Origin of the sequence: Actinoallomurus sp. NPDC050550 (assembly GCF_040655075.1) — a bacterium.
Taxonomy (GTDB): Bacteria; Actinomycetota; Actinomycetes; order Streptosporangiales; family Streptosporangiaceae; genus Actinoallomurus.
This window is the reverse complement of record NZ_JBFAJC010000112.1, coordinates 1-11,711: the sequence shown is the minus strand read 5'-3', so window position 1 is coordinate 11,711 and position 11,711 is coordinate 1. Positions and strand designations below refer to the sequence as shown.

The window sequence follows — 11,711 nt, the reverse complement described above, 5'->3', positions numbered from 1 at the left end:
CTGCGCGCGGCGTCGAGGCGTACGAATCTTTCGAAGATCCGTTCATGCTGGTCTTCTGGTACGCCGTCCCCGTCGTCGGCGACCTGCAGGATGGCAGCACGCCTCCGAAGTGATCGTTTATGACGGCCAGATCGAGATGGCCCGTCACGAGCGGCTGCTGTCCAAGGGCGCCCGTTGGCTGAACCTGGATCACTACCTGGAGGTCCTGGTCCGCAAGCCCGGTGCGCTGCCGGGCGCGACCGCTCTGGAAAAGGCGCGCGCCGCCCGCAAGTTCACCCCGGTGCATAATTCCTGGTGGGCGGCGGCCTGCAAGGGCACGGCGACAACGAGGGCACTCGTGCCCTGATCGAGGTGCTGCTGCTGGGCCGCCACCTCAGTCACGAGCATCTGGTCGCCGGCCTGGCGGTGGCCTTGCGGGTCGGCGCGCTGATCTCTGACGCCGTCGCTTTGGAGGCCCGCAAGGCCGCCGAAGCCGAATAGGGCGAACCCGTCGTCCCCTCCCAGCCCGACGCCGCCACGGTGACGTTCCTGACCGAGCGGCGGCTGGCTCACCTGCCAGCCGGATACCCGGCCGCTGCCTTCGGCCAGCGTCTATGACCAGCTACTGCGACGATCCCGTCCGGCTGCGGATCGTCCCGCCGAAGGAGAGTCCTCATGAGTGAGCAGCGCCACCGTGGCCGGACCGAACAAGCCGCCCAGACCGCCATCGACCAGGCATGCAGGATGCTGCGGCTGCCGACCATCCGCAGCCAGTTCGGTGACCTGGCCGAAGCCGCCGCCCGCGACCAGATGTCCTACCTGGGGTTTTTGGTCGAGCTGCTGATGGCTGAGTGCGATGATCGCGCTCGCCGGCGCTCCGAACGTCGTATCAAGGCCGCCGCGTGCCCACGGGAGAAGTCGCTGCGCGCCTTCGACTTCGAGGCCAACCCCAACATCGACCCGGCCATCATCCACACCCTGGCCACCTGCGAATGGGGCAAGAAGGACCAGCCGCTCTGCCTGATCGGCGATCCCGGGGTGGGCAAAACTGGAGCGCCCCGGGTTGGGTGGAGGCCCTGATACCTGGAAGGGTGAGGGGCTATGGCACCCCCGAGGAAGTACTCGTCTGAGCTGCGTGAGCGCGCGGTCCGGATGGTCTTTGAACTACGTGACCAGACCGGTGAGAAGACCGGGACGATCGCCCGGGTCGCCGACCAGCTTGGGGTGCATCGCGAGGCGCTGCGGACCTGGATCCGGCAGGCCGAGGTCGATGGCGGCAAGCGCCCGGGGACCACGACCAGCGACCTGCAAAGGATCGCTGAGCTCGAACGTGAGAACCGTGAACTGCGGCGGGCGAACGAGATCCTGAAGGCCGCCAGTGCGTTTTTCGCCCGGGAACTCGATCCGAAACTGCCGCGCTAGTCGAGTTCATCGATTCTCACCGCGACCGGTTCGGTGTCGAGCCGATCTGCGCTGTCCTAGATTGTGCGCCGTCGACGTATTGGGCGGCGAAGAAACGCGAGGCCGAACCATCGGCTCGTGCGGTGCGTGACGAACAACTGAAAAAGGAGATCAGACGGGTGTGGTCCGGGACGGGCCGCCAGGTGTATGGCGCCCGGAAAGTTTGGACGCAGCTGAACCGGGAGGGCGTGAAAGTGGCCCGGTGCACGGTGGAGCGGCTGATGCGTGAGCTGGGCCTGTCCGGGGCGTGCGCGGTCCGCTAGCGGCCCCGTACCACGGTGCCGGGCACCGAGCGGCCGGGTGACCTGCTGGAACGGGACTTCACCGCGGACGCGCCGGACAGCCGCTGGGTCGCGGATATCACGTATGTGGCCACCGCTGCCGGATGGGCGTACACCGCGTTTGTGTAGGACTTGTTCTCCCGCCGGATTGTGGGGTGGCAGGTCGCTGATCACCTTGGCGCCGACTTGGCTTTGGACGCGCTGGAAATGGCGATCTGCTCGCGGGGTGGCATCGATGACGGCCTGGTCCACCATTCTGATCGCGGCGTCCAGCCCGGGTTCAAGGAGTCGTCGCAACACTGCTTGTCTGGAGCGATAGTAGGTGATCGTTGAGGGCTTCTGCCGGGGTTCTCCATCCGAGGGTCTTGCGGGGTCGGGAGTTGAGGGTGGCGGCGATGGCGTCGAGGTCACGCCGGCTGTGGCGGCTCAGGTCAGTGCCTTTGGGGAAGTACTGGCGGAGCAGGCCGTTGGTGTTCTCGTTGGTGCCGCGTTGCCAGGGGCTGCGAGGGTCGGCGAAGTAGACGGCCAGGCCGGTGTCGATGCGCAGCTGGGCGTGCTGGGCCATCTCGGCGCCCTGGTCCCAGGTCAGCGACTTGCGGAGTCGCTCGGGCAGCGTGGTGATCGTGGTGGCGATGGCGTCGCGGACGGCTTCGGCGCCGTGCCCGGCCAGCGCCGGTCCGTTCTTGGCCCGGGGGCCGCCGTGGCCGTCCATTGGCGGCAGGTGCAGCAGCATCGTGAACCGGGTGGTGCGCTCGACCAGGGTGCCGATCGCCGAACTGTCCAGCCCGAGGATCAGGTCGCCTTCCCAGTGCCCGGGCACCGCGCGGTCACCGGCCTCGGCGGGGCGTTGGCTGATCATCACTTCTTCGGTGACGAACTTCTTGCCGCGCTGGCGAGTACGGGCGCGGGGGACGCGCAACGCCCGCCCAGTGCGCAGACAGGCGGTCAGCTCGCGCTGCAGCGCGCCGCGCCCCTGGATATACAGCGCCTGGTAGATGGCCTCGTGTGAGATGCGCATCGTCTCATCCTCGGGAAAGTCGGCCCGGAGCCTGCCCGCGATCTGCTCCGGGCTCCAGCAGGTCGCCCACCGCCGGTCCTGGCGGCGACCGTGACGCCGCCCGATCCAGCGCGTCTGCGGCCCCTCGATCGTGCTGCCGTCCGAGGCGGTGACCACGCCGGCGAGCCTGTCTTGAACGTAATCCCGGAGCCGGTCGTTGCAGGCGAGTTTGGCGGTCTTGGGCCGCCGGGTACGCTGGTCAGCGTGCCATTGGGCGGTCGAGGCCCGGTACTCCAGACGACCGCCCCGGGTTGCGGCGTTACGCCGCAGCTCCCGCGAGATCGTTGACGGCGACCGCCCCAGGCTGCGGGCGATCTCCCGAACACCGGCGCCCTGGGCCTTCAAGATCGCGATCTCCTCCCGTTCGGCGAACGACAGATACCGCCCCGAGGGTGGGGCCAGACTGATCGGCGGCATCCCGCCACCCTCGCGGAACCACCGCGGCCCCAGCGGCGCCGACACGCCGCACGCCAAAGCGGCATCCTCACTGGACATGCCTTCAGCGATCTTCCGCCAGAAACGCTGCCGTTCCTCCCGACGGTTGACCGGAGGCCGTCCAGGTGACCGCATCGGCGCACGACCAGCCCGAAAAGCGGCTTCCAACCTCCTGCTCTTCGCCACAACACGCTCCTACTCATCACGTGTTGCGACGACCGGTTGAGTCCGCCCAGTACACATCGATCCGGTACGCCGAGCGGCTGGATCAGATCGGCGCCGCCCGCTCGGTCGGGAGTAAGGGAGATTCCTACGACAATGCTGCCGCGGAGTCGCTGAACAGCCTGTACAAGAAAGAACTCATCGATTTCCGAGGTGGCTGGAAGAATGTCATGGATGTGACGCTTGCCACGATGGAATGGGTTGCATGGTATAACTCGGAAAGGATACATTCTTACTGCGGGAACGTGCCTCCGCGTGAGTATGAGGAAGCGTTCCACCGGTCACGCGCGGCTAGATCCCTGGCCGGCTGAGAACCAAGCGATCCGGCCTCCAACTTCGCCGGGGCGGTCCACTCCACCGCATCTTTCAGCCTGGTGGTGACAGGGGTGACCTGTTCTGTCACCAGCCCATTCCCGCACCCGAATCGAGAATGGCGACCGACACGCACGCCTTCACAGCATTCTCATCGCTCGGGTGTGGCGGCAGGCTGTGGCTGCTCTCCTGCCAGTCGATCGCTGCCAGAGTATCGGCCACAGACCCGGACATTGGCTCGCTGACTGCAGAGGAGTTACCGTCGTGCTGGTTCGAGTGGTCCGGGGGCAGAGTCCCTTCCAGCACCGGCGCAGCTGCCTCGTTTTGCTGGAAGCCGCCCATACCGACGGCCTCTTCAGAGGCGGTGACCGCAGGCCCTCCGCCGCCGGTCGCCATCGGCCGCACGGCGTCAGGAAAGGTCACCGGCAAAACCCCGGGCTCCTGCTCACCGGCGTGCTGGTCCGAGCGATGGCCCGACGGCACGCCAGAGCGCACCCGGCCTGGAGCCGAGCCCGCTGAGCCGAGCCGGCCGGTGTCGTGTTCGGTGGGAGCGTTCGTGTCGCCCCACACGCCGAGGTGTCCGGTCATTTCCTGAGGGGTGATGGGGCCGATGAGGGTTGCCAGGAGTGCCAGGTGGCGGCGGCGGAGCCCGGCTGGGGAGAGTCCTTGTTCGGGTGTGGCGTCGAAATCGCCCAGAAGACTGCCCGAGACGTGGGCGGTTCGGGTGATGTTATGGACGCTTCCCTTGGTCAGGTGGGTTCTGGTGCTGTGGCCGTGTTCGTCGCGTAGCCCGAGTTGGTGGGCTATCTCGTGGGCGTAGAACACAGGAGGCTGGCCGACAATCCAGGTGTGCTGGGTCATGAGTTGGCCGGGAGCATACGGTGCCAGCGCCACGCTCATGTGCGCGGGCTGTCCGGGACCAGCTGGAACAACGTTGACACGAAGCAGATCACCGGACAGATCACCGCCTTCGAACCGGTGCCGTGGCGCGTTGAAGAACTCCTCAATTCCCGCGGCCAGCCGTTGCCAAGTGTCGATGACCTGTTCATCACTGATACCGGCCCGCGGCTGCGCGTTAACGGCGACGGTGAGCTCGGTGATCCGCTCATTACTGTCTTCGACCCGCCGGACATCGAATGCGGAGCGGACGGGCCGTTCGGAGGCCGGGTCGAACCAGGTGTGCTCGCGCCGCACGGCTGGCATACCGGCCGACAGAGCGCTGACGGCCGGCCAGGACTCCACCTGCTTCCAGGCGCTGCTTCCCGTAGACGGCGTTGTCACAGCCGACGCCCACGGCAAAACAGGTGACTGTGGGGAGGTGTCCGGTTCGTTGTGTAGGCGCGGTCCGCGCGTTCGGCCGGGCACTCCCTCGTCCGCAAGCGAGGCGGCCGTCAGCCGTTCGCGGTTCGGATGCTCACTGTGTTCCGCTTCTCGTCGGAGTGCGGCGTTGAGTTCTCGCTGGATGCTCGCGCGAAGACGGTCGACGACCACGAGCCTTCGGCTGGCGGTCTTTTCCTTTCCCACCGTCCATCGCTGGATCTCGTCCTGGACGTCCGCGAGTTGCTGTTTGTTCAGTTCGAACCTGTGAGGAGCGAGACGCCCGCCTTTCTGCCAGCGGCGGAGCGCGCCGTCGACCTTTTCCAGGGCCGCGGAGCGTGGTTGCAACACCCCCAGACTCGATTCCGTTTCCCAGTCCTCGATAATGTCCCGGAGGAAATCTATGGCATGTGGTTCAGAGTACAGCCATAGTTTGTCCCAGTAGCCGGTTAGGACATCTTGAACGGAGTCGCCTTCGACCAGATACCCGAACTCCGCGAGCTTGTGCGGATAAAGATTGTCTGATCCAACATAATAGACGGTGTCGTCGGCGATATAAACCTTGGCATGGTTGGCCGGCTCCGGCTCGGACTTGTCGGCTGTCTCGACCCAGGAGCCTGGCTTGTAGCGCCTCTTGATGGTCTCTTCGGGAGCGTCCGACCAAGCGTATTCTCCCTCGACCACCACATCAAAGTTGGTGAAGACGAACGGTGCTACCTTGAGACGTTGCAGTGCGCCGGTGACGATGTCGTCGTTGGCTCCGATGCCTTCAGGATCGACCACCTTCCTGATGAACCGCTTGATCATGGCGTAGGTGCCGGGCGCGCCAAAGCCCCAAGAGTATGCCCCTTGCGCCGCGCCCGCCTTTGACGAGGAAACGACGATACTGACCTTAAGTTCGGGGTTGTCTATCAGCGCTTCGGCGATCCAGCGGACGACGTCATGGCTCTCTTCAGAAGTGAAGCCAGTAAAAGCGATATCCTGTTGGCTGATCTTCAGGCTGTGCCGGGCACCCTTGATGACCATTTCCTTGGCGACATCGCTGGCGTCATCGCCAAGGCGTCCGGTCTGGCCGAGCGACAGGGCCCTACTACGGTGCCATTGATCGGCATTGTCGGTCGGCATCGGGCGGCCGGGCAGATCGTCGCGCAGTTCCACGACGGCGGTCCTGTCACGCTGCGGCCCGGGAGAAAGTGTCTGCGTTCCGTAGTCGGCCATGATCCGCCGGACGGTAAGGCTGCTTCCGCCGGTCGTCCACATATAGTCCGCGAAGTCTTGTGCGTGCTTGGCGCCCTCGCCGATCACCTCGATGGAGATGTCATGGACCGGAGGGTAGCCGCCATAGGTGTCCGACCAGAGGTTGTGCCCACCGACCATGGCCACCTTGCCGTCAGCGGCGACGATCTTCGCGTGGTTCCAGAAACCGCTCAGCACGTTGGATAGCTGCCCGACCAGGATGGTCATCCGGTCCAGCGAGACGTTCTTTCGCTTGAGGAAGCCTCTCAGGTCCCTCGTGAACTCGGAAAAGGTGTCTTTGAGCGGCACATAACCAAACAAGAAACGTACGAGAATGCGTTCGTCGCTTTTCCTGGAGGCCGCCTTCAGGAGGCCGTTATAAACCGCTTCACGAAGACGTCCCGTTGGCGCCAGGAGACTGGCGATATCTATCAGCTGCGTGCCGTCACCGATAATCTCCTCCACCGTAGCGGCTAGTTCGTCGGCGGCCCGGCTGGCAGACTCCGAGATGTCACCTCTCACCATCTGCATGCCCCACACGGCGGGCGTTTGGACAACGCGGATGAGGTTGTCCTCGCTCAGCGCGTGCACCCGCGGATCGACGCCCGTCTCGCTGAGCCGCCGTTCGAGCCGCTCAGGCATGTTCCGCATCGAGTCGCCCGCGTCGTCGGGGGCCGTCAGGGCCTGTTGGGAAATCGGAGCATCCATATAGGCCAGCGGCGCGTTCGCACTCCGCGTCCGGCTCGTGCGCTGGCTTGCGGGGTTGATGATCCGGTTCACGAGGTTGCCGCGTGCTTCCTCCAGCGCGCTGTCCGGGATCTCGGATGCGTCTCCGGCGCCCCAGGAGCTGCGGAAGTAGCCAAGGCCCACCTCGAGATCACGAAGGCGAGCGTCCGTGAACGCGGTCTCGGGCATGCGCAGGTGTTCACGCCACAGCTGCACGCGCAGGTCGGCGACGAGCGAGTTCGGTCCGCCCGGGTGGACCATCGCCGCTGTTACTTCGGTCTCGTCGCCGGTCATCGAGCGATCCCAGAAGTTGGCCGAGCCGATGGAGGCGAACTCGTCATCGACCAGGACGACCTTGGTGTGGACCTTGGTGTCCTTCAGGGTGAACAGCGCGAAGTTCTGTCGCTGCGCCCGTGTCAGTTTCTCGAGGATCAGTGTGTTGATCTCTCGGGAAACGCCTGGAGTGGCGTCCGCGGAGGACTTCGCGCCCCGGCCGGGGGACCCTTGGGACACGAACAGCACCTTGACGCCCCGCGTGAGCGCCCGGAAGATCGCCGGAAACAGAACCTTGTGGTGGTTGTACGGAGTCGCGATAAGAGACGGGTTGAGCGTCTGATCCTCGACATAGATGTATCTCGTGGCGGCATCGATCGCGGTGATCAGCCCCGTGGGAACCTCGGCGACGCCCTCAGCCGGTAGAGAATGCCACGGGATTTGGAGCGAATCACCCAGAGGCGTCACCCGATAGGGAGGATAGCTACGCCATATCCGGACCCCGGCATCGACGTGTGATCCGTTGGAAGGATGGGCCGGCGCCGGAGAGTAGGCCGGTATCGGCTCTGCCGGCTCGGGTTCGATGGCGGGATTGAACGGCTCTTCCTGTTGGTTGAGCCAGAGGTTCCGTGGGGGCAGCGTCGCGGTCTCGCGCCAGCGGGACCAGAAGTTTCGCAGCACCTCCTCCGCGGCACCACTCTGCAGTTGCACGCCCGCCTCATGCCAGTAGTTGTGCCGTGGGGCGCCCTGGTGCCCTTCGTCCGTGAACCGGTTCGGCGCGTAGTCCATCCCTCCGACGAACGCGTGCAGCGTGCCGGTGGCCGCGCTGTAGGCGATCGTGGTCTTCTCATGGCGTGAGTCGAATCCGCCGCCCCAATCGATGAGAACCCGATCGGTGAGTATCGGCCGGTCATCACTCCGGGCGCCGCGCAGAGTCTGGACCGACGTGAGGTTCGTCTTCGCGAACTTCCCGATCATGGTCTTGAACGGCAGCCGCCAGACATCCCGCTGGAGAAGCGGTTTCTCGGACGGGCCGAGGGAGTGCCGCGGGATGGCGACGATCACCCGTACGTCGACCCCGGCCGCCGCCAGAGATACCAGCCTCTGCCCTAGGTTCGGCTCGCCGGGCCCGTTGCGCAGCCGTGTGGCCAGGTGGAAGTACCACGATGTGATGTAGAGACGATCGCCCGGTCCGTGCAACGTGTCGAGCACGTCGGAGATCGCACCGAAGTACGCGTTGCCGTCCACATGCGTGGTGACCGTCGTGTCGGCCCGATGCTGGACGCCCAGCTGCAGGTGGGGCGGGAAGTACTTGTCTTCCAGATCGCCCAGGACCGCGCTCGGCTCCTCCTGGCCGGGGCGGTGGATCGGACGTCGTGATCGGTGCGGATCGCGGCGCGCCGTCCCCTCCAGCTGACGGGCGAGACCGGCTTCGACGACGGCCTGCAGCCGGCCGACCGCCTCGTCGCGGTTGCTGGGCCCGGTCTTGGTCATCCTCCACTCGTCGATCGCGTAGAGCGTGGCCCGCAGCGACCTGACATTGTCACGGTCGTTCCGCAGCGTCTCCACCGCGACGTCGAGATCACGCAACGCATCGGAACGAGTGTCTCCGGCGACCGCGGACTCTTGAAGCCAGTCATCGATGATGTCTGGACCAATGTCGGGTCGACGGGGAAGGGCTGGTGCGAGTGGTGAGCTGTCCTGTGGGATATGAGTTGCTGCTGCCGTTTCTGGAAACGAACCAGGTGATCCATTCGGTACGGCATCGGCCGAGGACCGGCTAGGGGTATCGGCTGCCGCCTGGGCGGTATGCGGGGTGATGGGGCCGATGAGGGTTGCCAGGAGTGCCAGGTGGCGGCGGCGGAGCCCGGCTGGGGAGAGTCCTTGTTCGGGTGTGGCGTCGAAATCGCCCAGAAGACTGCCCGAGACGTGGGCGGTTCGGGTGATGTTATGGACGCTTCCCTTGGTCAGGTGGGTTCTGGTGCTGTGGCCGTGTTCGTCGCGTAGCCCGAGTTGGTGGGCTATCTCGTGGGCGTAGAACACAGGAGGCTGGCCGACAATCCAGGTGTGCTGGGTCATGAGTTGGCCGGGAGCATACGGTGCCAGCGCCACGCTCATGTGCGCGGGCTGTCCGGGACCAGCTGGAACAACGTTGACACGAAGCAGATCACCGGACAGATCACCGCCTTCGAACCGGTGCCGTGGCGCGTTGAAGAACTCCTCAATTCCCGCGGCCAGCCGTTGCCAAGTGTCGATGACCTGTTCATCACTGATACCGGCCCGCGGCTGCGCGTTAACGGCGACGGTGAGCTCGGTGATCCGCTCATTACTGTCTTCGACCCGCCGGACATCGAATGCGGAGCGGACGGGCCGTTCGGAGGCCGGGTCGAACCAGGTGTGCTCGCGCCGCACGGCTGGCATACCGGCCGACAGAGCGCTGACGGCCGGCCAGGACTCCACCTGCTTCCAGGCGCTGCTTCCCGTAGACGGCGTTGTCACAGCCGACGCCCCGTGGCCGGCCGAGGACCTCCTTTGTGACCGCGCCTGGGGAGACTCAAGGTGTGGGGCAGGCGGTGAGGCGTTCCTGTCCAGCATCACCTGCGCCATCCGTGATGGCGGGACCGCATCTCCCGGGCTCGGCTCAGTCGATCGGCTCATCGAATCGATGATGAACTCGCCGTCGATCAAATGGCCGGAGGTCACTTCGACGCAGGCGGAAAGACGCGCCATGGTGCTGCGTGTCGAGGTCCTCCACACAGCTGCCGAGCCAACCCTGCGATCGGTCGTCGATGTGACCATGGCCGAGCCCTTCCCTGTGCCCCCGCGCGACCTCCCTTCACGAAGCGTCACCCTTTAGGGGGCTGCGCTGATGTGACAGGGAATGTGTCGTCTTCGGCTGTGGGTACGTTTGCTGTCGTTGCTGGTGGAAAACATGATTAGCCTAACCACGTCGATGGTCGATGTGACAGGGAATGGTCTAGGTGACACACCGTCCGTGATCACTCCGTGGACTGCACGCCTCGCACTGAGGATGAAATGCATTCAGTGACGATGTCGGATGACCTGGGCGAGGGCGGGCAGCAGCTGGCGGACGTTTCTCCTGGTTCCGTTGCCTGATACGACGTCTTCACCGAGAGCGTTGTTTTTGGCGGTGTTTCGGCGATTCATCCATCGGTTTCTGGGCTTTGATGGGTGATGGTTCGTTGGCACGACGACCCGCGCCCGAGCAGTTGTTCGGCGGCCGCTTCGACAGCGTCGGCGGAGGTGATGGGTTTGTCGCCGAGCCAGAACCACCAGGTGTGGTGATGCTCGGAGTTGGTCCGGCAGGTGATGCTGATGTCCAGGCCGGTGACGTGTAGGACGGCTCGGCTGGTGCCGGTCGACGTCACGTGTGAGGTTACGTCGTGGCGTTGAAGTTCCTTCTTCAACGCGTTCAATGCGCGGACCATGACGCGGACCGGGGGCGTGTCGTCGGTCACCGCGGGCGTTTCCCATCTCTCGTGAGCACTTAAAGTGTTCGATTGATCTCGGATAGTGAATGGCGTTGAGCGTGGCCGTTCACGGCACGCTGCTGATTGCCGTCTGCGGCCGGTTACGGGCGCCGGGGGTGTCGGCCGGTTCAGCTCGTCGGTGCGATCCAGACGGGCAGGGTCTTTGCGGAGTGGGAGAACAGGGAGGGGAACGGTTCAGTGTTCGTGAGCCGGTTACTGTTCGGGCCGGTGCGGCTGTCAGTGGAAGTTGACCAGAGAGTGCGCCTGGGGGGTTCCTTTGGCAGCACCAGTCCACCCGCGGACGGGGTCGAATCCCACTGATGCCACAACGAACGGCTTGCTGGCAAGCCCGTAAACGCGGGCCCACGTGATGCCGGCGCCCACGAAGGCCTTCTCGCAGTGCCCCGGGTTGGCCACAGGGGTCTTGTAGTAGTAGTTCAGCTGGGGGAAATCGGCATACGCCGGGTAGTTGCCGTAGGCGCAAATCTTGAACCAGTTGCGCCGCCGCCGGCGTGGCCGGGACCGCGATCCCGGCCCCAGCCACGGCCAGAACCGCGGCGACCACTCGCGCGTGCCTGAAGGCCCTGTTCGCCTTCATTGGATATCTTCCTTTCGTCACGGGACATGACCACGCCAAGGCTGAACTTTCAGACCTGCGCGCGGAACCAACGCACGTAACACGTCTTTCGTGACGCACAGGGATCTACTTCCGGGTGTGGTGTGACCCGGATCACGGGTGACCATGTGGGAGTGACGTTCGTGCCCGATCGTGTGCGGAGTGCGGTATTCGCTGGCTGGTGGGTGGGGTGTGTTCGTGTTTGTGGGGGTCAGGCCAGGGGCAGTGTGGCTTCGAACAGTGCGCCGCCGCCCGGCCGGGCGCGTACGACGAGTGATCCGCCGTGTCGCGCCGTCACGTCGCGT

10 protein-coding genes are annotated in these 11,711 nt (G+C 65.1%); 7 read left to right on the top strand and 3 right to left on the bottom strand.

What is annotated here, in order from left to right:
• Positions 1-109 precede the first annotated feature (109 nt).
• From AB0I04_RS54315 to AB0I04_RS54290, 6 genes are all read left to right on the top strand, one after another.
• The gene (locus AB0I04_RS54315) at positions 110-346 is read left to right on the top strand and encodes a hypothetical protein (protein ID WP_360904645.1); all 237 of its coding nucleotides are present in this window, start codon (positions 110-112) and stop codon (positions 344-346) included.
• 5 nt (positions 347-351) lie between these two features.
• Complete coding sequence (locus AB0I04_RS54310; protein ID WP_360904642.1) at positions 352-480, top strand: hypothetical protein; 129 nt, start codon at positions 352-354, stop codon at positions 478-480.
• Between the two features lie 174 nt (positions 481-654).
• The gene (locus tag AB0I04_RS54305; protein WP_360904639.1) at positions 655-1,059 is read left to right on the top strand and encodes an ATP-binding protein; all 405 of its coding nucleotides are present in this window, start codon (positions 655-657) and stop codon (positions 1,057-1,059) included.
• 21 nt (positions 1,060-1,080) lie between these two features.
• On the top strand, positions 1,081-1,401 hold the full coding sequence (locus AB0I04_RS54300) for a transposase (protein ID WP_360904636.1): 321 nt from the start codon (positions 1,081-1,083) through the stop codon (positions 1,399-1,401).
• 122 nt (positions 1,402-1,523) lie between these two features.
• Complete coding sequence (locus AB0I04_RS54295; protein ID WP_360904633.1) at positions 1,524-1,703, top strand: IS3 family transposase; 180 nt, start codon at positions 1,524-1,526, stop codon at positions 1,701-1,703.
• 150 nt (positions 1,704-1,853) lie between these two features.
• The gene (locus AB0I04_RS54290; RefSeq protein WP_360904630.1) at positions 1,854-2,054 is read left to right on the top strand and encodes a DDE-type integrase/transposase/recombinase; all 201 of its coding nucleotides are present in this window, start codon (positions 1,854-1,856) and stop codon (positions 2,052-2,054) included.
• Here AB0I04_RS54290 and AB0I04_RS54285 read toward each other — a convergent pair.
• Positions 2,002-3,348 (bottom strand): IS30 family transposase, encoded by a 1,347-nt coding sequence (locus AB0I04_RS54285; RefSeq protein ID WP_360904627.1) that lies wholly within the window; start codon positions 3,346-3,348, stop codon positions 2,002-2,004. The genes AB0I04_RS54290 and AB0I04_RS54285 overlap by 53 nt on opposite strands.
• A gap of 71 nt (positions 3,349-3,419) precedes the next feature.
• Between AB0I04_RS54285 and AB0I04_RS54280 the strand changes: the two genes are divergently transcribed.
• On the top strand, positions 3,420-3,746 hold the full coding sequence (locus AB0I04_RS54280) for an integrase core domain-containing protein (RefSeq protein WP_360904624.1): 327 nt from the start codon (positions 3,420-3,422) through the stop codon (positions 3,744-3,746).
• A gap of 88 nt (positions 3,747-3,834) precedes the next feature.
• Here AB0I04_RS54280 and AB0I04_RS54275 read toward each other — a convergent pair whose 3' ends face one another.
• Entirely contained in the window at positions 3,835-10,029 is a 6,195-nt protein-coding gene (locus tag AB0I04_RS54275) for a phospholipase D-like domain-containing protein (protein WP_360904621.1), read from the bottom strand.
• Positions 10,030-10,463: 434 nt separating this feature from the next.
• Positions 10,464-10,778: a hypothetical protein gene (locus tag AB0I04_RS54270; RefSeq protein ID WP_360904618.1), complete on the bottom strand. Its 315-nt coding sequence runs from the start codon at positions 10,776-10,778 to the stop codon at positions 10,464-10,466.
• Positions 10,779-11,711 lie beyond the last annotated feature (933 nt).

Excerpts from the sequence above, each read along its gene's own strand:
- AB0I04_RS54305 (WP_360904639.1), top strand. The coding sequence starts at position 655 with ATGAGTGAGCAGCGCCACCGTGGCCGGACCGAACAAGCCGCCCAGACC.
- AB0I04_RS54300 (WP_360904636.1), top strand. The coding sequence starts at position 1,081 with ATGGCACCCCCGAGGAAGTACTCGTCTGAGCTGCGTGAGCGCGCGGTC.
- AB0I04_RS54285 (WP_360904627.1), bottom strand. The coding sequence starts at position 3,348 with ATGCGGTCACCTGGACGGCCTCCGGTCAACCGTCGGGAGGAACGGCAG.
- AB0I04_RS54275 (WP_360904621.1), bottom strand. The coding sequence starts at position 10,029 with ATGGCGCGTCTTTCCGCCTGCGTCGAAGTGACCTCCGGCCATTTGATC.